Annotated in this window: 11 protein-coding genes and 7 pseudogenes; 11 read left to right on the top strand and 7 right to left on the bottom strand. The window is 59.1% G+C overall.

What is annotated here, in order from left to right; translation table 11 throughout:
* Positions 1-1,918: 1,918 nt before the first annotated feature.
* The 11 genes and pseudogenes from WDM24_RS06710 to WDM24_RS06665 all read left to right on the top strand — a co-directional run bounded on the left by WDM24_RS06710 (position 1,919) and on the right by WDM24_RS06665 (position 15,448).
* A pseudogene (locus WDM24_RS06710) lies at positions 1,919-3,073 on the top strand (IS3 family transposase).
* A 2,017-nt stretch (positions 3,074-5,090) separates the two neighbouring features.
* Positions 5,091-6,101, top strand: a complete 1,011-nt coding sequence (gene trpD / locus WDM24_RS06705; RefSeq protein WP_166072521.1) for an anthranilate phosphoribosyltransferase — start codon at positions 5,091-5,093, stop codon at positions 6,099-6,101.
* A 240-nt stretch (positions 6,102-6,341) separates the two neighbouring features.
* The gene (locus WDM24_RS06700) at positions 6,342-6,527 is read left to right on the top strand and encodes a hypothetical protein (RefSeq protein ID WP_173640776.1); all 186 of its coding nucleotides are present in this window, start codon (positions 6,342-6,344) and stop codon (positions 6,525-6,527) included.
* A 299-nt stretch (positions 6,528-6,826) separates the two neighbouring features.
* Positions 6,827-7,090 (top strand): annotated as a pseudogene (locus WDM24_RS06695) (transposase); the annotation flags it as partial.
* A gap of 247 nt (positions 7,091-7,337) precedes the next feature.
* On the top strand, positions 7,338-7,862 hold the full coding sequence (locus WDM24_RS06690; RefSeq protein WP_338696123.1) for a hypothetical protein: 525 nt from the start codon (positions 7,338-7,340) through the stop codon (positions 7,860-7,862).
* A 504-nt stretch (positions 7,863-8,366) separates the two neighbouring features.
* Positions 8,367-8,579 carry an IS66 family insertion sequence element accessory protein TnpB gene (gene tnpB, locus WDM24_RS06685; protein WP_338696121.1) on the top strand — a complete coding sequence of 71 codons (213 nt, stop codon included), beginning with the start codon at positions 8,367-8,369 and terminating at the stop codon, positions 8,577-8,579.
* A 223-nt stretch (positions 8,580-8,802) separates the two neighbouring features.
* Positions 8,803-9,956 (top strand): IS3 family transposase gene (locus WDM24_RS06680; protein WP_338832275.1). Its coding sequence is split into 2 segments (ribosomal slippage): positions 8,803-9,052 and positions 9,052-9,956, totalling 1,155 coding nucleotides; the frame shifts between segments, so codons are not numbered across the junction.
* Positions 9,957-10,286: 330 nt separating this feature from the next.
* On the top strand, positions 10,287-11,093 hold the full coding sequence (locus WDM24_RS06675) for a glycosyl hydrolase (protein WP_338696119.1): 807 nt from the start codon (positions 10,287-10,289) through the stop codon (positions 11,091-11,093).
* 354 nt (positions 11,094-11,447) lie between these two features.
* Positions 11,448-11,901: pseudogene (locus WDM24_RS06670) on the top strand (transposase); the annotation flags it as partial.
* 21 nt (positions 11,902-11,922) lie between these two features.
* Complete coding sequence (locus WDM24_RS44415) at positions 11,923-12,084, top strand: transposase (RefSeq protein WP_063618987.1); 162 nt, start codon at positions 11,923-11,925, stop codon at positions 12,082-12,084.
* 2,638 nt (positions 12,085-14,722) lie between these two features.
* Positions 14,723-15,448: a LuxR family transcriptional regulator gene (locus WDM24_RS06665; protein WP_338701028.1), complete on the top strand. Its 726-nt coding sequence runs from the start codon at positions 14,723-14,725 to the stop codon at positions 15,446-15,448.
* A gap of 603 nt (positions 15,449-16,051) precedes the next feature.
* On the opposite strand, the gene WDM24_RS06660 is transcribed toward WDM24_RS06665, so the two are convergent.
* The 7 genes and pseudogenes from WDM24_RS06660 to WDM24_RS06630 form a co-directional block, all read right to left on the bottom strand.
* Positions 16,052-16,774, bottom strand: a complete 723-nt coding sequence (locus WDM24_RS06660; protein WP_338830723.1) for an outer membrane protein — start codon at positions 16,772-16,774, stop codon at positions 16,052-16,054.
* Between the two features lie 606 nt (positions 16,775-17,380).
* Positions 17,381-17,626: a hypothetical protein gene (locus WDM24_RS06655; protein WP_338696114.1), complete on the bottom strand. Its 246-nt coding sequence runs from the start codon at positions 17,624-17,626 to the stop codon at positions 17,381-17,383.
* 593 nt (positions 17,627-18,219) lie between these two features.
* Positions 18,220-18,937: pseudogene (locus tag WDM24_RS06650) on the bottom strand (IS256 family transposase); the annotation flags it as partial.
* Positions 18,938-19,115: 178 nt separating this feature from the next.
* Positions 19,116-19,875: pseudogene (locus WDM24_RS06645) on the bottom strand (IS30 family transposase); the annotation flags it as partial.
* 22 nt (positions 19,876-19,897) lie between these two features.
* Positions 19,898-20,391 (bottom strand): annotated as a pseudogene (locus WDM24_RS06640) (IS630 family transposase); the annotation flags it as partial.
* A gap of 78 nt (positions 20,392-20,469) precedes the next feature.
* Positions 20,470-21,084, bottom strand: a complete 615-nt coding sequence (locus WDM24_RS06635) for a group II intron maturase-specific domain-containing protein (RefSeq protein ID WP_338701026.1) — start codon at positions 21,082-21,084, stop codon at positions 20,470-20,472.
* Between the two features lie 4 nt (positions 21,085-21,088).
* A pseudogene (locus WDM24_RS06630) lies at positions 21,089-21,280 on the bottom strand (helix-turn-helix domain-containing protein); the annotation flags it as partial.
* Between the last annotated feature and the right edge of the window lie 612 nt (positions 21,281-21,892).

Raw genomic sequence — 21,892 nt, 5'->3', positions numbered from 1 at the left:
CGCGCTTTTGGCGACACATCTTACTTACCCATGCCCGCGGGCGCTGATCACCCGGCGCCGGACAGAGTGCGCTTCAGCAAGGTAAGATCCGCGCTCGATTTCCCGCACTTGCAAAACGAGTGTTCATTAGCCTTTCCGTTCAAGTCTCGAGGATGCATCTCGGCAATATGAAATTTGTCAATCGACGCGTATCACTTCATCCCTCCTGATCCCTCCTGTTCTGATGTCGCAGCCGATATCCGTTTGTGCACTCGATTATGGCTCGCCGAAACGACGTCACGCCGCACGGACTGACGCGACGCAAAAGCAATATCGGCTTTGGCCCGATGCGGCCTTGTGACGTGGCAGCACTTGAATCATTCGCAGCTCTCGCCGCTAGCGGAGCCTGAAACAATGCCAATACGTCATCTATGTGACCATGAAGAACTTGTCGGACCAAAAATTCGAACGGGCGCGTCTAGCTCGTGAATGCTTGGCACAATGTGTTTCGGATCGAGTTGATAGCATCCTACGGCTCCTCGCGAGGATGATCAGACATGACGAGTTAGTCCTTTGGACAGACCATCACTGCGACCATCCGCGGATCTTCAGGCGCGTCGATACAATGCAACAGCTGGCGCATCGTTGCAGGTATGACGTCAGCAAACATTCACGCTTGCCTCCCATTGCTGGCGTCGGCTTTCGGACATCGATGGTCGCGGCTCCGACAATCGTCGATTGGTCCACAGCGCCGCACTCTAGAGGCACGCATCTAACCCTTGTCGAGCGGTGCAGGCACTTCTCGATTACGGGCATACTGATTGCTGTAGTGTCGAAACAGGAAGGACACGCTATCCCGACATCAATTTGCAATGGACTCGTTGTTTGGTGTTTGGTTTTGACTTATGCATTGCCAAAGCACGTTTCGGACTTGCACGGCATCTCCCTGATCGATAATACGCGACCAAGTCGACAGGCCGCATACCTCACGTGCAACAAGCCGAATTCTGACACTCCGAGCTTTGGAAGACCAACTGATGGATAACACGAGGCGTCCGGACGCTAACCTTTTTCCCTGGACCAGTGGAGCATGCGAGGAATGACGCACTGGCGCGCACCAAAGCAGTCCATGGTGAAGCATTACGCTGCTGACCGCCGCTCTTGGCAGACGCAGAGGAGATGGAACCTGTCGCCGCTGGCCGGGCTTCTCCTTCATGCGCTGCTTTGGGCCAGTATATGTTGGATCATCGCAGCGTCCTTATGAGCGAAACGACGAGCCGGAGGAGATCTCAGTGGATGGGTGCTGGTATAGGAGGGATGCCGTCGTATACCGCGGCCGCGGTCTTGCAATTGTTGAGTGGCTAGATATGAAAACCTCCGAGGTCAGACAGGCAGGTGAAGAAGTGTTGGATATCGCGGATTATCGGACTTATATGCCTGCAAGCTTGACTTGACCTGACGGCAGCTATTTTCCCATCCGGTATTCGGCACTACGCCCGACAAGTGCTTTACGTTTCTCGCGCAAGAACGGGACTAAGATCGGCGCGCCGGCTCGATAGTAGGCGGATTAGCTTTCGAGAAGCTGACGAAAAGAGTACGCCTGCGCCTATACAATCCCTTGTAGGTCGTTAAAGCGGCTCGCTGCGCTGAGGCGGCATGCTGACTGGGATTCGATTGGAACGATTTGTGCGAGAGAGGACCGTCTGGAGATTCTCGGCACGGCAGCCTCTGCAATGAATCGCCCACCCGAGTACCGAGCCAGATTGTTGCTCACCGTTGGCATTCGTGGCGATCTGCCGATGGAGGTTCCATCGACACGCGAGACGCTACGACTCTTGGCCGGACCAAGTGCCCCGCTCGTTCTTGTGAAATGGACCCCGATTTTGGGACCAGAGGTTAGTTGGAAAAGGGCCGCTCCGTTTGATAGACGGAGGGCATGATGACGACGAAGACGAGACGCAAGATCGACGCGGCACTGAAGGCAAAGATTGCGCTGGAAGCCGTGCGGGAGCAGGCGACGGTGGCCGATCTGGCCCAGCGCTATGAGGTTCACCCGAACCAGATCTATGCCTGGAAGAAGCAACTGCTGGACCAGGCGGCGCGGGCCTTTGATGCGGGTGTCGGGCGCGAGAGCGAGGAAACGCGCGAACGCGAGATCGAGAAGCTGCACGCCAAGATTGGACAACTGACGGCCGAGCGCGATTTTTTAGCGCGGAGGTCCGGAAGATGAGCACGCCGGACCGTCGAGGAATGCTCGATCGCGCCGACAAGGCGCTGTCGATCCGTTGGCAATGCCTGTTGCTTGGCATCGCGCGCTCCGGGGTCTACCGGCCGCCCCGGCCGGCCAACGACAACGACCTTGCCCTGATGCGGCGGATCGACGAGCTGTTCATCGCCTGGCCGTTCCTGGGCTCGCGGCGAATGACCGCAATGCTGAAGGCTGAGGGGCTTCAGGTCAATCGCAAGCGCGTGCAGCGGTTGATGCGCAAGATGGGCATCGCGGCGCTGGGACCGAAGCCGAACACGACGAAGCCGGCGCCGAGCCACAAGATCTATCCTTATCTGTTGCGCAACATGACGATCGACCGGCCGAACCAGGTGTGGGCCGCCGACATCACGTATCTGCCCATCGGCCGTGGCTTTCTTTATCTCGTCGCCATCATCGACTGGGCGAGCCGTGCGGTTCTGGCGTGGCGATTATCGAACACGATCGACGTCTCGTTCTGCGTGGCGGCTCTGGAAGAGGCGCTGGCGAAGTACGGCAGGCCGGAGATTTTCAATACCGACCAAGGCAGCCAGTTCACCAGCGCGGCCTTCACCGGCGCGTTGGCGGGCGCAGGGATCAAGATCTCCATGGATGGCCGCGGACAACGTCTTCATCGAGCGGCTGTGGCGGTCGCTCAAGCATGAGGACATCTATCTCAAGGGCTATGCCGACGGCCGCGAGGCCAAGGCAGGGATCGCGAGCTGGATCGCCTTCTATAACGATCGTCGCCTTCGTCAGGCGCTCAGCTATCGCACGCCGATGGCGGTCTGGCGCGAACGGATGCAGGCCGCGAAGGCTGTGGAATGGTGGACAACGCTGACGCGTTGACCACATGCCCACAGCAACAGCAGCAGACAGTGTCTCTGGCAGCGTGATAGGAAGTAATCAGGAGCGGTCAGTTTCCAACTAACAAACCGGCTCAAGCGGCCCCGCCCCGCGGGTCCATTTCACTTGTGCGTCTGCCACTCTAGGGCGCGCCGAGCGAGCTTGTCGTATTCCTCGGCTATCTTGAGAAGCCTATCTCTGGCTTTGCCGTACGCCAGCGCTTCCGCTTTCTCTCGCGTTGCTTCCGCACGGCCGCGCCAAAGGTCGGGATCGTAGAGTTTACTCTTCGGATTCATAGCGATGAACATGCAATTTGCAGATCAAACAAATGTGACAGTGGCGCTCCGTACAATTACGTAGCAGTGACGCTTGTGGCCCTGGGTTATCAGCGAGTAGACACCAACGGTGCGCGCAAACTCACACTTGCCCTGAGCGTGGTCATAGAGACGCCGCGGTTTACAAACACTCAGCGCGAGGTTTCGCCGGAGCATACTCGTCCTGCTGACGGACCCTGTAGATCCCAAGACGTATTCAGACGATAGGGCTTGAATCGCACGTAGCGTCAGATTGCACGATCCTAGACGAGTGAAGACTGTTTCGAACAATCCAGGCGTTTCCCGCCAAATCCCCAGAACTGAGAATGCTTCAAACACCCCAAGCTCAACCCGCGAGATTCAAAGCACACTTGTCTGCACTTTATTGGTGGCTGGTCCAATGAGAGGCAGAAACAATTGCGCTCTTCGAGACATGGACGGCCCCTTTCGATCATGGCATGCGCAGGGGAACGGACGCCCGGTACTGACGCCAACTCGATTGCCCCCGCCCCCGCTCTTGCGTCAAATGAAGTGGCACGCACGTTGCGGGACCGCGCCGCGCGTGACAGGGACACGCGCGATGACAGCTTTGCCTGCGCAGTCGAGTGCATCATTTGTCAATGGATTGAGCAGCCCTGCCTTGGGCGCTCCTCGCCGCCTTTCCTGGCCCGCGGTCACAAGTCCTGTTCGATCCCTGCGTCGGGACGACGATGGCCTCCTCCGTCGGTTGACTCGTCATTAGGCTGCGGCCGCACTTTAGACTCATGCAAAAGCCTCCCAATGCCTCACGAGATCGGGGCATGACCGCGGCCACCGCACGATCACCGAAAGCTTAACCGTGATCAAATTGTTCGGTCAGTGCAGCTCGGCGCCGGCAACGAAGATGCTGACAAGTCGCCGCGAAAATACCGACTCCCGGCCCGGATGGTTTCGCAAGAGAAAAAAACGGTCTCGCAGGCGCCCACCTAACAATCCGGCATGTCTTCGGTCGGAAGGCCTGAAGAACAAGCCGCAAACCAACCGACGCGAAGGAACACCATGATTCAAAACCAGCGGCTTCGTTTGGCTTCGCCCCTGAAGGCTGCCATCCCCTTGCTTTTGCAATGACCGTCCTCATCCCAGAGCGAGTAGACGCGCGCGATCACGCGCCGACCGTAGAAGGAGAAAGAAGCCTGCATGGAGGACGTGTTCCGCCTGTGCAGCAGCCATATTCCGGATCGCGTCGCCATCATCGCTTGTCTCATATCCAAGCAATCGAGGCTCAGTCTGAAATGTCGCTACATGATTTCCGCTGGTGACGCTGGCAAGAAGAGTAACGAACCGAAATGAGGGGATGGCGAACCAGGTGGCTGCTCCTTCGCCTCAGGCTCAGAGATTGCCGACCGTGACCAGCAGGCCGTCACGCGATGGCGGGACAACAGGCACGGGCGATCGAGAGCGACGTCGATAACTTAGAACTGACGGACACGGTCGCCGATTACTTCTATCGGGCAGCTCAGCCTGGAGCGCTTGACCCTCACGTAGCGTCAGGTTGTAGCCTCACGAAGGAATCGCATTTAAGCGGCAGATACGCAAGCATCGAGGACGGTCTGCCGCGAGCGGGTGCTCGCACAACAATATCAATGCAATTGACGCCACGCCTCGTCGACGAAAAGTCCCCTATTGAACGAGGAGCCCGAGGATAGACAGGTAACGTGTAAAGTTCGATGGAAGCGCTTAGATCGATCATTGGCAAAGTTGCCAGCGGCACCACTCTGACATGTGAGGAAAGTGAGTTCGCCTTCGACAGCATGATGTCGGGTCAAGCGAGCCCTTCACAGATCGGTGGCTTGTTGCTGGGAATGCGGGTCCGCGGCGAGACCGTCGAAGAGGTCACCGGCGCGGCCTCCGCGATCCGCAATAGAATGCCACGGGTCGATGCACCATGCGATCCCATCGGTATCGCTAGCACGAACGATACCCCGTTTTGCTCAGTCAACGTGGAGACGTGCGCCTCCTTTATCGTCGCCGGGGCCGGCGTTCCTGTCGCCAAGCACACCGACCGCGCAGCGTCATCAAGCTCGAGCACCGCGAACATTTTGGCGCGCCTAGGCGTGAAGACCGATCTCACGCCTGAAGCCGTTGCTCGTTGTCTACAGGAAGCCGGCATCGGCTTTCTGTTTGCGTCGGCCCAGTATCCGGCCATGCAGCGTATTCGCCAGATCCGAACTGCACTTGGGACTCGCACGATTTTTAATCTAATCACACTTCTGTCCAACCCCGTGGGGGTTAAGCGGCAGATGGTCGGAGTGTTCTCTCGTGAATGGGTGCAGCCACTGGCCCTAGTGTTGAAGAACCTTGGCGCCGAATCGGTGTGGGTGGTGCACGGCTCAGACGGGCTCGATAAGATAACCCTTGCCGGCCCGACTTTTGTTGCCGCGCTCGAGGCGGGTGCAGTCCGCACCTTCGAGGTGACGCCAGAAGATGCTGGGCTCCCCCGCCACACCGAGGCGCTGGAGAGCGGCGATGTGGACGGCAATGCCGTCGCGCTGCAAAGCGTGCTCGGTGGCGCAGCAAGTCGATATCGCGATGCCGCCCTTTTGAACGCGGCGGCGGCATTGATCGTGGCCGGCCGGGCCTCCACGCTCCAGGAAGGCGTCGCACTTGGCCAGGAAGCGCTTGATCGCGGCGCCGCAGCCACCCGACTGGAGCGCCTGATCGCGGCTTCCAACGAATGACAACTGAGTTGGGCCCTGTTCAGTTGTGACCGCCAAGGCCAACGTTCACAAGCGCGAATGCGCGCTGCCCCTGCGAGGCTTGCGAGCTTGCGCCGCTTGCCCATGCATCAACGCAGTTGGCATCGAATAGGTGGCAAGAGCCGGCCTTCATCGTCGGCGAGAGCCTGTTGCGGCGCACCGTTGCCGAGGTTTCAGAGCCCGCTACGTGGTGCTAACGCTGCCGGCCAAAGGAGATGATCGATGACGTTCGCACAAAAAACGGAAGCACTCGGATCCATCGCAACGATAGAACACATCATTCGCAAGTTTAGGGAATTGATTGATACGGACAGCTCGATCCCCCCGGAGCTGCGGGGCGCGCTGCACGCAATACTCGATGAGCATCTTATCGATGCAAAAAAGCGTGTTCTCTCACGGGGACATTAAGCGCGCCAATGCCCTGCATAAGGAGAAACAATTTGCCCCGGCCAGCGCCCGCCAGTACCGCAATCGGTATGATCCTGTCCGCACGGCCAGTCGGCGACGTTCCAGCCATGCACCGATCGCGCCGACGGAATCCAGCAGCATGGCCGCCCCTTTCTGCCTAGCGGGGATAGGATTGAGCTCGACGAGATCGAGCAATTGCTCATTGGTCTACAGAGTGTTTGCCGTCAGGGCGTGTGAGACAAATTGAAGGATTTTGCGGAGGGAGGATTTCTGGTTCATCGTAGCCACCAGGAGCGAAGATGAAGCAGAAATCCGGACCGGGCAAAGCGCCGGCAGAACAGGTACTAAGGGACATTCGGCGCCAGACCCGCCGGCAGTATTCGGCGGAAGAGAAGATCCGCATCGTGCTGGAAGGACTGCGGGGCGAGGAGAACATCTCCGAGCTCTGCCGGCGTGAGGGCATTGCCGCCTCAATGTATTACGGCTGGTCGAAGGAGTTCCTCGAAGCCGGTAAGCGCCGCCTGGCGGGCGATACGGCGCGTGCGGCGACCTCCGGCGAGTTAGACGTTTCCGACCTCCCACTGAACTGCATCGGGACACGCGCATGCGCCGACCGAACCACACGGAGATGCACCTCGTCTGCAAAATAATGAGCCTATCAATAAGCGACGTGCGTGGCTCTATCCAGTTGTTTGATCGCACCGGTGACATTAGACGCCGCGAGGCAGATTAGATGATTTTTAAGTCCATGACCGCAAGAAGAACTGACCATCTCCGGCCGGAAGAACGTTGGTGCCTCGGATCCTAATCATGAATGCTGGTACGGCTCAAATGTCGGGCGCTGATCTGACAGCAGCTCAACTTTCGCTCACCGCCAACCCGGCTTGCCGTTCAGCGTGGTTTGCTCAGAAGGGAGACCTCATAGTTTCCCCGGTAGCTATCCCAGCCGATCTGCTATCCTTCATCGGCGCGGCGCTCAATATCGACGCCTCGAGCCTGTCGCAGCTTGTGCCTGGAGGCGCTCGCAAAGCACCGGTCCTCGATTGCACTCTGCTGTCCGAAGCGCTCGTAAAGCGAATCAGCAACTCCATATTCGTCAGAAATCCTCTTGGAGAATCTATCCCTGCTACTTCAGTGAAGGTTTGCACGCTTGGCGGATGTGCTATGTGTCGCGCAGCCGGGAGACGACTTCGCTCTGCAGCGCGGTCCAGATCTATTGAATCGCAAGAGCCACTTCCGACAATTGGCGACGTGTGTTGGCCTTCTGTTGCCCAACGGACGCGTCACGACGAACCCAGACGAACTATTCAGAGCGGTCACCTCCCTGAGCTCTGAGACCGGCAGCGTAATTGTTAAGTTGGACAATGGAGCCGGTGGGTTTGGAAATGTCATCTTGACCGGCGAGGAGAGCAGTCCACTACCTAGGGCAAGAGATACGCAGTAAGCGGGGCTGCGAAGCCCCATCAGATTGTTTGTGCGTAGACCTGTGAGCGCCGTTAGAAGAGTCATCTTCTGCAAGGGCGCTCACAATGGACGACCATTCGGACGACATCAGACGACCGTTGTCACCGCGCATAGAAGTGTACGCCGGCGGCGGCCGGAAACAGTGGCCAGATGATTTGAAGGCGCAGATTGTCGCGGACACCTGGCGCGTTGACGCTCGGGCCGAGCGGCATTATCGCTCGCGGCACTCGAGTTGCGAGGTTGTGGTGGCGTCTGGGAAGGCGCAGTGATCGAGATTGCCAAGGGCGAGGTAGTCGTGCGTGCGGGCGTGGATATCGACGAAGCGTGCTTGCAGCGGGTGATCCGCGCGGCCCGTTCGGCATGATCCCCTCTGGTGTGAAGGTGTTCCTCGCCAGCCATCCAGTCGACTTCCGCAAGGGCATCCATGGCCTTGTTGCGCTTGTGCGCGATGCCGGCTCAGATCCGTTCGACCGTGCGCTCGCCAAACGGCTGGCCGAGCAGCGAAATCGATGCGCTTATGCCATGGAACGCGGCCGCCTGACGGCCTCACCTTGCCGCGTACTTTCGGTCAGTTCGCATTCAGGGTAGAGGCAGCGTGGACGAAAGCCGTCGCCAGCCACGGACGAACAACTGACTGCGCGCCAGCGCTGGTTAGACCGTCTGGCTATGAGATATAAGTGTCCCCCCATGAACGAACCAGACGAATCCGACCTTTAGAAGGAGTCACGGCACTACCCATAAATTTGCGAACTGAGCTGCTGCCGGTTTGATGGACACCGAGATTAGGTGTTTCATGAAGCCGGAGGTGGCGATGAAAAGACGGAAGTTCAGCCGCGAGTTCAAGGTCGAGGCGGTCAAGCTGGTGCGGGAACGTGGGGTGTCGGTGGCGCAAGCTGGCCGTGACCTGGATGTTCATGAGAATGTTCTCCGCAAATGGGTGAAGGAGTTGGGCTCCGACCCGGCGCAAGCCTTTCCCGGCCACGGGCAGATGAAGCCGGAGCAGCAGGAGATCGAGCGGCTGCGCCGTGAGGTCGCCAAGCTGAAGGCCGAGCGGGATATCCTAAAAAAGGCCGCAGCCTACTTCGCGAAGGAAGCGACATGAAGTTCGCCTTCGTCGCGAAGCACCGGACGATCTGGCCGGTGGCATGGCTATGCGATGCGCTGGGAGTGTCGCGGTCGGGCTTCCATGCCTGGCTGAACCGCTCTCCCAGCGCCAGATCCCGCAGCGACGAGGAGCTCGGCGGCAAGGTCAAGGCCAGCTTCGCCGCCAGCGACCGCACCTATGGCGCACGCCGGGTGTGGCGTGACCTGCTCGCCGACGGGGCGGATTGCGGCCTGCACCGGATTGAGCGGCTGATGCGCCTGCAAGGCTTGCGGGCGCGGCCGCGACGTCGGCGCTTACCGAAGGACAGCGGCGATCGACAGCTCGAGACCGTACCGGCGAACCTCCTTGACCGGCAGTTCGCCGCCGAGCGGCCGAACCAGAAGTGGATCGCCGACTTCACCTATCTCTGGACGGCCGAAGGCTGGCTCTATGTCGCAGCGGTGATCGACCTGTTCTCACGCCGCGTGGTGGGCTGGTCGATGAGTGCCGCCATGACGGCACAGCTCGTGACGGACGCATTGTTGATGGCCGTCTGGCGGCGCGGCAAGCCGGATGCGCTGTTGCATCACTCCGACCAGGGCAGCCAGTACACCAGCGAGCAGTTCCAGCGCCTGATGGCCGACCACGGCATCGTTTGCAGCATGAGCCGCTCCGGCAACGTCTGGGACAACGCGGCGATGGAGAGCTTCTTCTCCTCGCTCAAGACCGAGCGTACGGCCAACAAGATTTATCAAACCAGAGATGAGGCACGCGCCGATGTGTTCGACTACATCGAACGATTTTACAACACGACCCGCAGGCACTCGACCATCGGCTATCTCAGCCCGGTTGAGTTCGAGCGCAAGGTGGGATTAGCTTAAGCGGGTGTCCATCAAACCGGCAGCAGCTCAAACTTCCGTAAGTCGAACGAGAGCACCACACTCTTTGTTGGACGTTCGCTCTAAGTATGTTCGAACTAGGCTCGTCATCCAGTGGATCGTTGCCACTGTCTCAGCAGGCTGTTGTCATCCGAAAGACGGCAAACCCGGGCGTGGCTCCGCCTTTCTCCTTGAGCTCGTCAGCTTCTCGAAAGCCAACCTTCCTAGCATTCGCACCTGGTCTCTAGATGCCAATGCCGCCTATGCTGAACTAGGGTCCCCGCTGGGCGGATATGCAGGAGACTTTGTTATTATAATCGAAAGGAGAGCTTTATGGATTCCAATCGGATAAGCGGTGGCGGCGCGCAAGGGTCCCCACCGGGGTACGTCCGGACACAGGAGGATCATGATCTATTTAGGCAGGCCGCGAATGAAGCCGGGTCATTATCATCTGCCGCGCTTGTATCGGCGCAGGCTCCGATTTGGAGTTCGAGCGCTCCATACGGAAGCTTTTCACGCGATGGCTACTCTTGGAACAACGACGTATGGGGTCCGCGCCCTGGGCCTCAGACGATTTCGGTGAGTGGCGTCAACCGGTGGAGCGTATGGTCGAACCAGCCTGATACGCCGGGCATCAAGAGCTATCCGCACGAGGCTTTTAGTATCGGGAAACCGCTCAGTTCAATCAACAGTCTGAGCTCGAGCTTCAATCAGGAGGTTCCTACTGGCGGCGCCTGGGATGTCGCCTACGATATCTGGGACAGCTCAAACCAGCATGAGGTAATGCTCTGGACAAACTACACCGGAAACTCGGACGGGAGCGGCAACGTTAAGCCCATTTCATATCATTATGCCCCTTCCGGTGCGGCGATTCCGGTCTACATCAATGTCAATGTAGGCGGAGCGACTTGGAACGTGTTTGAAGGTGAAGGCCCCGACGGTCACAAGGTCATCTCATTGCTGCGCACTTCGAAGACCAACAGCGGGACAGTGGACATCAAGAGTATCCTGCAGTGGATCAAATCGAAGGGGTACTTTGGCGACATAAACGTCGGTAGCGTCCAATACGGCGTCGAGATTACCTCGTCCCCGGGGGGAAAGAACTTCAATTTCAACAACTGGTCTGTGACCTCGAAGTGAAGATCCGTGTGCGGGCGGCAAGGTGAGCTGCGCTTATGCCAATGAGCCACGCTGGCTGACGGCCTAGCTTGCGCTTACCGTCTCGCTCGCGGCCGTAATGGACACATTCCCGCCGCACCAGCCTCTGATGAAATGTCGCGGACGTTCTGTACGCGTTCGGTGATGGCTTCGCTGGAAGGATCACTCGCGTCGACGGCTTGACGGCCGGCCCTCGCGGTCAAGGCCTCTAAAGCCCGTCTTATTCGTCAGAGGGCGCCTGAGAGGCTGGCGAGCGTGGTGTAAAGCGCTGATGCGGCGTAGGATTCGGTTGCAAAGCCAACCCCATCACCTTCAGCCGCGAACAGCACGCCCGCCATGACCGATGATACGATTCTGCCCTTCTCGTTTCCAGCCGTTCACGCCAAGAAAGTCACAGCTGCCTTCGATGGCGGTCGGCTGACCTCGAACGGGGGCGTGATGCTTCTGGCGATGGCCGAGCGGCGTCTCGGCTTGGCCGACAATTTGGCCCGCGTGTTCCCGGATCGGCGCGATCCGACGCGGGTCGTGCACAGCCTTGTCGATATGTTCCGCGCGCGCATGTTCGCGATCTGCTGCGGCTACGAGGACGCCGACGACCTCGATCATCTGCGGTCCGATCCCGCATTCAAGCTGGCCTGCGGTCGGCTGCCGGACACGGGTCGCGATCTGTGTTCCCAACCGACGCTGTCGCGGCTGGAGAATGCTCCGCGCCTTCGACGCATGGATGGATAGCTACCCGCGCGAGCCGGCATCCGTCACGCTCGACATCGATGATACCTGCGATGTCGTCGCGATTCCCAAAGCCCGGGAATTGGCCACAGCCGAGTTCGCGACGCTGCGTCTTCGTCTCTTGAAACTCGCTGCCCGTGTCGTCGAGACCACGAGCCGCATTCGCCTTGCGTTTGCCGCGGCATGTCCCGAAGCCGACCTGATCCGCGGCTTGCCAGGCGCGCTGCTGCCGCTCGGTCCTTGACCGGCGGGGCGTCCGCCCCCGTTCGCCCAACCCATCCCTCAAGCGCGTTGCAAAGTACCGGTCGTCAGGCGGTGAAAAGCCGAAGGCAATCCCGCGCGCCTCGTCAGAGCAGATGTGCGCCACATCAAGCGGAATAAAAAAGCACTCTCACGAATAGGACGGGCTAAACAGCCTAATCGGGCAAACTTTCGAGAAGCTGACGAGGTCTGCGATCCCGGAAGGCGTGGGCCTAATTTTCTGCGTCCCCATTGCGCTGCCGCGCCTCCGCGCTCGGACCCGAGTTCGACCTGGTCGATTCCAAGCGGCACGATCATGTTACCCCCAGCGGCAACACGCAGCGTTTTCGGTTCAGCCGCTATCTGCGAAGGTGACGCGATGTATCGCCTTCGTCCGATTCGGACCCGAGCCGTCGCGAAGCAGCCGTTATCTGCGGAGAGCGGAGTCGCAACAGTGTTGATGTCGATAATGCAAATCTGGATAGCGCGAATGCTTGTGGCGAAGCGGCTCGTGGAGATGCCGGTGCGAATGCGGCTCCGCTGCCGCGGCTTCAGCATGCAAATGCTGGTGGTGTTTTGCGGCGGGTCAAGCGAAGTCACCCGATCCGGTGATGTCGATCCGGAAAGCCGGCCCCAAGCGTCAGTTCAGCGCCAGTCCGGGCTTCCGCGCGGAAGAGTTCATTCCCGATATCTGCAAGGGATACTCTTCCTGAGCGGTGATGGAATTCGATGACAAGCGTCGGAACCGCTAAGACTTCATCGCGCGGAAAGGTGCCGCACGATGTTTTCATCGCGTCTTGTTTTTGAACGTGCAGCCCTAGTCTGAATGTGTCGATGAGCGAGTTGCCGGCCGGCAAGCCAATCTGGGCTTTTGGGAGTGCCGAATAGGAGCTCCTCCTAGAGAGAAGGGCTGAACGTATATCTTTTTAACCACAATGTCCACGCGGTAGCCGGCGGCGGGAATCTGGAAGTGCAACTTGGCGAGGCGAGTTGCCTCTCGCCGATTATGCTCACCATGCTCGGCATCTCTCCTCAAGATGCCCAGCATGCGTTTCGTTCGACGTCTGGCGAGCCATGAACAAGAAGCTGCTTGTGCGACGAAGACCCCAATAGAGAATTGCACAACCCGACGCTACGTCCGATACAAGTTTCTGGGAGCGCGCATGAAAACAATTCGGACTGGAGGTCAAAGCAATCGACGAGCCTCAATTCCGCCACGCTGCTTGTCTCATTGCCACAAGCATCATCACGGATGTACTGATGATGTTGGGGCGGACCCGGCGCACTTCCAACCCCGGCAAAGTGCGTCGGGGCGCCTTGGTTCGACGGCGTCTCGCCCTCGCCGAATTCGGGCAGAATGATCTGTCGAGTCCCTCTATGTTGCGGCGCGAATTGCGAGCTGTCGCCGTGCCCCCGATCACTTTGAACTATCGACAGGATCGATTTCGCCAAACTCGAGCAGATCGATGGCTCTGCATAGGTACAATGAGGACCTTCGAGCCAATCGCGCATGAGTTTCGCGCCCTTCAAGACAAGCGGGTGGTGTTCCTCGCGGATGCTGGATGCGATGGACGCCGTTCAAGCGTATAATGCGTGAGCAGCAGCGCGAGCAGCTCGCTCCAGCGCAGAGAGCTGCAATTGGGCTGACTGATCTCGATTGATTCGTGCTGCGCCATTGTCGCGTTTCCTCCCGATGTCGCGATCGCTTCAATGTGCCTAAGGCGCGCGAACGCGTCGTCCGTCTTTCAAGCCATTGATCAGACGGATGGTTTCGCGTGGCCGGCAATTGGTCCGACGCTTGCTGTTCAGATGCCACGTCCTCTCCTTTCTGGAGATCTGTATGCAAAGTGTCGTCTGCATCAAGCGAGCCTCGCGCCTCCGCGCATGTAAAGTTGCGCCGCCGTCGCGGCCAACATTTGCGGGCACAACCCCTTCGCGCAGGACCTGCCCGACCTTCCCGGTCCGACACGGGGCACTGATACTAGGCGGCTACCTTCTGCCTCGGGTAGTACCCCGTAAAGCTCATCGATCACCCGTTCGAGGCCGTCGAAAGGAGAGGACCAGTCACGGGCTAACGGCGCCAATTCGCTGGATTGGGAGAAAGAATAAGGTTGCTGTCGTTGTCACTGGCACGCAGAAGATCGATGGCAACACCGCGACGTTCGATCCTGGCGCCGCCAAACCGATCGGTGTGCTCTATCTCACCTGGATCGCGCGGCGAAGCTTCATTCGGCAGGACATCGGTTTCATACGGCCCAGTCTGAGCAGAGCCGACGTTTTAGCCGCGGGCCTGCCCCCTCAACCCAGGGCGAGCTGGGCAATCGTCAATGTGCCCATGCTTCATCGGATGAGCCGGACAGAACATATTGAGGGGGCATCGGCGCGGCGGTTGCCGCATGCGGTTCAACCTTTGATCAAGAATAGCGGCGGCACCTCGCAATGTTTGAAGGATGCGTCACGCGACCACAGCGGACGGGAGGGTGACAAGTTCGGCAATGGCAGATCTGGCGCAGCATCCGAGCGCTCCGGCCTTGACGAAGAGCAACCCAAGAGTTCAGGTCATGGAACGAAACTTGGCTCCGCCTGAAACAAGCGCAATCGAACACACCAACACCGATGGTGATGGGCGTCCTGAGGCGCCTATGGATCTTTTTAGCTTCACTGAATGCGCAAACCGGACACATTCTCTCAGAGCCCTGTTCGACCTTCTTGTAAGCTGTGCGAGCCAGGAGGGCTTTACTGAAGTTTCCTATGGATCTCTCAACTTCGTCGAGCCACTTCGGCTGGCGGACTACCCACCCCCGACCGTAGCCGTGAAATGGCCAATAGACTGGTGCGACCGCTATTTTAAACGCAAGTACCATACCATCGATCCGGTGGTCCGGCGCACTCCGCTGCTTTCGCGGCCTTATCTATGGGATCAGCTCGGCCAACAATATCAACTTCAGCCGGACGAAAGACGGGTGCTTGACGAGGCTAGAGAGGCAGGTCTGAAGCATGGTATGAGCGTGCCATTGTTTGGTCCGCTGGGCCGGGTATCTGTCGCCTCGTTTGCGTCTCCATCAGAGAATATTGATCCTCAGCATTGCATCAGTCACCTCAACGCTCTGGCTTGGCAATTTCACACTGCCTATGGTGAAATCGCGCGCCGCGCGGATGCTGACTGCGACAAGAAAGTTGCGCTGTCACGGCGGGAAACCAGCTGCATACGGTGGGTGGCCGAGGGTAAATCGTCGTGGGAAATCGGAATGATCTTGCAAATCAGCGAGAATACTGTGAACTTTCATATTAAGAATGTGATGCGAAAGCTGGGCGCGACGAGTCGGATCCAGGCCGCCATCATGGCCGTTCGACTCAATGTCCTTTGATACCGGCTGAGAGCAAACGCCGGCTGTTTCACAACTTTCAATGTGGCGCTTGCCACCGAAACTGCCGCGCAACGATCGATCGGGAAAAAGCGCATTGAAATCTGACGCCGCGTCAACTTCGGATCCGCTACGTTGCCAATATGTCGGATGAAAAGGTAATGCGTGCGGAACTGATGAGATCCCCAGACCCGCGGGGCGAGTACAGAAGCGGCTCGTCCAACGCTCCGCCTTTGATACGTCGCCGCATCGTATTGGTCGTGATGCCGACGCCCCCAACAACAACGTGTCGCTCGATGCATCACTTCAATGAGATCGCCTAGGGCAAGGTGGCCGCGCCAGTGGCCTACGTCGTCTGGAGCTGCTTGCGCTCAGTCCGCGAAAACCGGTGATCATCCCGGCATCTGGCTCATAAATTTGGTGGCGCCACGTACACCATTTGATGGTAGCCGCCATTTGACTGACGTCGCGCAGTCCGTCGAGAGACCGAGCTCGGGATTCAGGAAAATTCGGCCGCGGCCGGGCCGCTGCAGAGAGCGCCTCCTGAAGAAAGAGCCCCGACCCAAGTCGAGGCTCTCGATTCACCGCGCTAGTGCGTAGAGATCATTATTTGCCAAGCACTGGGCTGAGCTTGTAATTGAGCCGCGCTGTGATCAGATCGACGTCCTGGTGGACGCGATCCACGCCGGCACCTGGGAAGGCCACATTGGTGCCCTGCATGAACAAACGGTCATACTCGACGCCGGCGGACCAGCTCGGCGTAAGACTGACTTCGACACCGGCGCCCAGCGCGCCACCCCAACGCACATTGCTGCTTTTGGCAATCTCCGTACCAGTCGCCACTGAGTCGATGTGGTAGGTGTTGCTGGTCACGGCGGCACCGCCCTTGGCGTAGAGCAGCACGGCATTGAATGCGTAGCCAATCTGGCCAGCAAGCAACCCGAACGCATCCGTCTTGGTGCGGAGGGTGTCGGCCGGGAAGGCGGTGCTGACATTGGAGCCGCTGAAGTCGGCCCAATTGCCCTGGCCCTCGATGCCGTAAACCATATTGAAGATCTGCCAACGATAGCCAATCTGGCCGCCGATCGAACCACCTGTCGAATTATGACAGCCCTCGGGAGTGACGCCATTGAAGTTCCAGCAATTATGGCCAGCCCCCCAGCCGCCATTGATACCGATATAGTAGCCGGTCCAGTGTGTGATCGGGGCCGCGATGGGCATCGGCGGCGCCTTTATATTGACGGGCTGCACGGCGAAGTCTGCGCCAAGCGCCGGTGCCGCTGCACTGAGCGCGACAATGCTTGCAGTCAGAATCAGAAAACTCTTCATTTCGAGTGTCGTTCCTTTCGGTGCCCCCCGGCGCTGTGCGTCTTAACAACATCGACGCCGATTGCTGTAACTGCAGGACAACAATCCTTCGGGAGAAATGCGTCGAACCGCACGCAGCGTCAGATTGTGGAGCGTGCAAGGACGTCACGCGCACCCGTCAGCGAAATGGCCGAATCTGGCTGGAGCTCACACGCAAAATACGCCAATGGAAATTCGGATCAGTCAACGTTGGAAGACGTGAGGCATTATGGTGCAGCGTGCTCCTTGGGACTGCGGTTTCGCATCGCGGTGCGCCGTGATATGGGGTGTAAGCTCCCCGTCAAGAACCAGCGCGAGAGCCGAGCTGCGTAAGTCCTGCCGGTGCGTGATGAGCTGCTTGGCGAGTGCTCTCAGGCGGGCCGCGCTTTATCAAGCCGTTGAGGATCACCCGATCGCAGGGCACGTGCGATCACATCGCGCGCGGCGTTGCGGCGCCTTCAGCGCGGCGAAAGATATGAGTGGAGGAAGGTCAGATCGGTCACCATCGGCGTCGGCGTTCGTTCTGGCTGAATGACGGGGCAAACCCGGCGAACCGGATCTCTCTTGCCAGTGGATGTGCGAGGAAGCCTATTGCGTGGTCGCATGCGCAAGCTCGGCGCGCAAATTGCGTATCGCCTCGTTTGCAAGATGGAGTGCATCGCGTTCGCCGTTCCTTACCGAGCTCGCCAGTAAATCGCGCAATCGGCGACGAAGGACGAACTTCAGATTGTGCGCTAGGATCGGATCACTCTCGACAAAGCGCCACGCCTTATCAAACGCCACACTCACGAGAGCCTCTGGCGCCTGGACCTGCTGGGATAAGTCGTGATCCATCTCAAACTCCACTGCAACGCCCTTCAAAGACAAATCAGTTTGCCCCAAACGAAACCGAGAGCATGTGGCCAGCGCTCAAATCGGTTTGCGATCTTGCTCGCGCATCGAGCTACGCTCGGCGCCATAATGGACATCATATAGATGCTTGTTGAAGTTCGGATGACCGAGCGTCATAATGTCGATCAATTGGAATTGATCTCGGAGCGAGTGAAGCTAACAACGCAGTACAAGCGTCTCTAGCGGTACCGCTTGAGGTCCGCTAACGGTGCAAGGCGTTGTTTCGGGCGATCAAACTTCGCTCGTGCCAGTCGCAGCTTCAACACGACCATGGCGGTCGGGGTCGTCCACCATTTGCAGATCTCAAGCGAACAGCCTGGTCGTTTTCTGAGATGTCGGCTTCCGATCAAGCCCGGCATATTCCGGACAAGTGTTGTTGGTGTTGTGACATGTGTCGGGGCATTATCTTGCTCGCATTATGGATCTAAGCCCCGTACAAGCCGAACACGTTAGAAGAGGATGAAAAACGCCAGCGCCGATCGGGCCGGAATTGATCCAGAGTGCGCCGGATCGGGTCCACGGGCGTGGTGTGGCGCGTTGAGGCGCTCGATCGGGTTGGTCGAGTGCAGGTTGGTTCGATGCTGGGGCAGGAACGTCATGTAGGCGAGCACATCGGCCTCGGCCTCGTCGAGGAAGCCAGCAAGCTTGGGCAGCTTGGGGCGGAGCTGGTCGGCGACCTTCCGCCCACTGCGCTTGGGCGGTCTCGGCATCGTCCTGGGCAAAGGCGGTGGCGATGAAGGCGGAGACGACGCGCGGTCCGCTCTTGCCGGCATGCGACCAACGCGTTGCGCATGAAGTGCACGCGGCAGCGCTGCCAAGTGGCGTTGAGCACATTGCTGATGGCGGCCTTGATGCCCTCGTGCGCGTCGGACACAACCAGCTTGACGCAGCGCAAGCCGCGGCGGGCGAGCTTGCGCAAGAACTCCGTCCAAAATGTCTCGGCTTCGGAAGGGCCAATGTCCATGCCGAGAACCTCGCGGTGGCCGTCACTGTTGACGCCGACCGCGACAATCACCGCGACCGACACATGCGGCCATTCTGGCGCACCTTCACGTAGGTGGCGTCGATCCACAGATACGGCCAGTCGCCCTCGATCGGGCGGGCGAGGAACGCCTTCACTTTGTCGTCGATCTCGCCGCACAGCCGGCTCACTTGGCTCTTGGAGATGCCGCTCATCCCCATTGCCTGCACTAGGTCGTCTACCGAACGGGTCGAGACGCCCTGCACGTAGGCCTCCTGCACGACGGCGCAGATCCTCTTCATGCGTAAGCGTCGTTCTCAGGCCACAGCTTTGAGGTCTTGACGGCAAAGGCCCACGGAAGCAGTTGATCGATGTCGCTGTTTGGATGGCCGTTGACGATCCTGGTGAGGGCGTGGTCATCGAAAGGGACATCCGTGGCCGCGGTGCCGAACGAGACGGCGCTCCTCGGCAGCTGATGGTTTTGCGGATCGCCTGTGGAAGCTTGCCAAGTTGACGGGCGATGGTCCGAGGGGTGAGGACAGCTTTCCGATCGCGTGGATGCAGCACGATGTTGGCGTAGAACTCGGCGATATGCTTGAGCGCCTCGCTGGCTGCTGAAGCGGGCTTGTCGCCCGTGGAGAACCAGCAATCCTTGGCCATATCGCGCGAACAGCATGAAGTCGGCTTCCCAATGACCCGGCGTCCCGCGGCCTTCGACCTCGGAGGGTCGTTCATCGATCGAGCGCCGTTGTTTAATGAAGCTGGCAGGGCTGCCGCCTGGGCGTCGCCGGCGCCCTCGTCTGAGTTTATGGCGCGGCAGCAGGCGGTGCCAGTAATCCTTCTGGGCCGTACGATGATAGATGAAACGATAGATTGACTCGTGGCTGATCATGACGCGACCATGCTCTCGCGCCAGTCGACCAGCGATCTGCTCCGGCGAATGTCCCATCGCAAGGCTTTTGCCGACGCAGTCCCGCAGGGCCGGCTGGCGCGCCAGCTTGAAGCGGCCATCCTGCCGTCGCCGACGTTCGGCCAATTGTTGAGCCCGGACAGGTTCGTAACCGCCCCTCCAGACCTTGGTAGGCCGCGAGTTGCGCTTCAGCTCCCGACTTATCGTCGACGTCGCGCGGTCAAGCGCAGACGCAATATCGTTTCGAGATTTACCGCCTGCATGCAGGCGGTAAATCTCAACGCGCTCTTCAAGGCTGAGCTGGCCATAACATTGTCCCATCGCCACAACACCCTAGAGCGTTTCACATTTTGACTGAAGCATAACCGGTGTTTGCGAAGTAGTTTGGCATTCGCGAGGCTGGATGTCCTGAACGAGGTGACCGATTTGGCGCCAAGTGTCTTCGACGGTGCGCCTCTGAGCCTGCCGCATCCAGTGTTTGATCTTGGAGAAGGCCTGTTCGATCGGGTTGAGGTCGGGCGAGTATGGCGGCAGGTACCAGAGCCTGGCGCCAGCAGCCTGGATCATCTGCCTGACAGCTTTCGACTTGTGGCTTCCGAGCTCGTCGAGAATGACGATGTCGCCTTCGCGCAGGGTTGGCAGGAGAAGGTGCTTCACATAAGCGCAGAAGCATTCGCCGTTGACCGGGCCGTCGAAGACGCAGGGTGCCGTGAGTTGGTCATGGCGGAGCGCGCCGAGGAATGTGAGGGTACGCCAGTGACCGTGCGGGGCGAAGCCGCGCAGGCGTGCGCCCTTGGGGCCCCAGCCCCGCAAAGGGGCCATGTTGGTCTTGATCCAAGGGTGAGTAGGCCGGGGATTTTCACCCCCGGCCTCTCGCAGAACGGTGCGTGAACCTCTCGGTTCACACCGCTCCCGTCAGGTGAACGTGGTCGTTCCGAAGAACTGCCAGTGTACGAACAGCTCCGCGTTATTCCGAGCCAGCTTTCGCAAGAACAGCGAAGCACCGGTTTTGTGGAGCCGGAAGCGCTTGTACTTTCGCATGATCCACGCCTTCAGCTTCTGATTGACGTAGTCGACCAGAGAGAACAGCGCTGAACGGCTGAACCGACCATAATAACCTATCCACCCCCGGAGGAGCGGATTGATCTGTTGGGCAAGCTCAGCCAGCGTCCCCGGCGTTTGCCGGGGAATGTGCAAGCTTCGGATCGTTGCTCGCATGGCCTTCAAAGCTGTCGGACTGACCGCCGGGGTGTATCCACAAAAGAATTCCTTCCGCTGTGACGTTGCCACCTGCCGCGGCCTGAACTGATATCCGAGAAAGTCAAACTTGACCCTCTGATACGTTCGCCGACGCCTGTTGTCCATGCAATAGACGATCTGCGTCTTTGTCGGGTGCATCTGAAGTCCGCACACCTCCAACCTCGCTTGAAGCTCCGCCCTAATGGCCTCTGCTTCTTGCTCGGTCCGGCAGTGCACCAGTCCGTCGTCGGCATACCGACACCAAGGGAGGTCGGGATGTGTCCGCGCCATCCAGATCAAGCACGGGCTTGCGGTGACCGCCCATGTTGCCAGGCGCAACCGAGCCGGTCGCCCGCTGCCGCTGTGACCACTTCACAACCGACGAGACCGCAACACCAAACCGCTCCGCCACAGATCGGCAGCTCTCGCCCGCTAAAACCGACGCCACCACACGCTCGCGAAGGTCCAGGGAAAGAGGTCGGGTCATGCGATGCTGGCCTCCAATCCAGTCAGCATCTTGAATCACAAACCGCCAAAAACCGGAATCCCCTCCGATTCAGTTAAGCAATGAAATGCTCTAGTTGCAGCGCCAGGCAGATGTGCTTGGCACTCAAGGGCCCACAACGATACGAAACCGCCCATCAGCGCCGGGCGTTTGGAACAGACGCCGCCGAAGTGCACGCTTTAAGCAGGCGGGCAAGATGGTAGCATTCACTCGCCGGCATGCGCGATCGCTCGTGTCGGCCGGCGCATATCGTGCTCTTCAATCGACCGGAAGATGCGGCTTCGACGCAAGTCCTGTCCTCCTCAAGCAGGTAGAGGACGCCGAGCCGTGCTAGCCTCGGCCTGAGCCGATCAATAGTTTCGAGAGAAACTGTCGAGCGGTGTTACTCAAGAGCGGTCTTACCATCAACCCGAACAAGCCGACCGCCGAGACGGCAACAGCAAAGACACCGAGGGCACTCCAAACAGCCATTTTCATTGCGAGCCGGTCTCCTTGGTTTGGTTGATATGCTTGCCTGGGCAGTATCGCCAAAAAGTGTCCGAGTGACGCCTACCAGAAATGGCTGGCATCACAGAACCACCTCGCGCCGCGTAT

Source organism: Bradyrhizobium sp. 27S5 (assembly GCF_037217225.1).
Classification (GTDB): domain Bacteria; phylum Pseudomonadota; class Alphaproteobacteria; order Rhizobiales; family Xanthobacteraceae; genus Bradyrhizobium; species Bradyrhizobium septentrionale.
The sequence above is the reverse complement of the archived record's forward strand: the minus strand, read 5'-3'. Positions and strand labels throughout refer to the sequence as shown.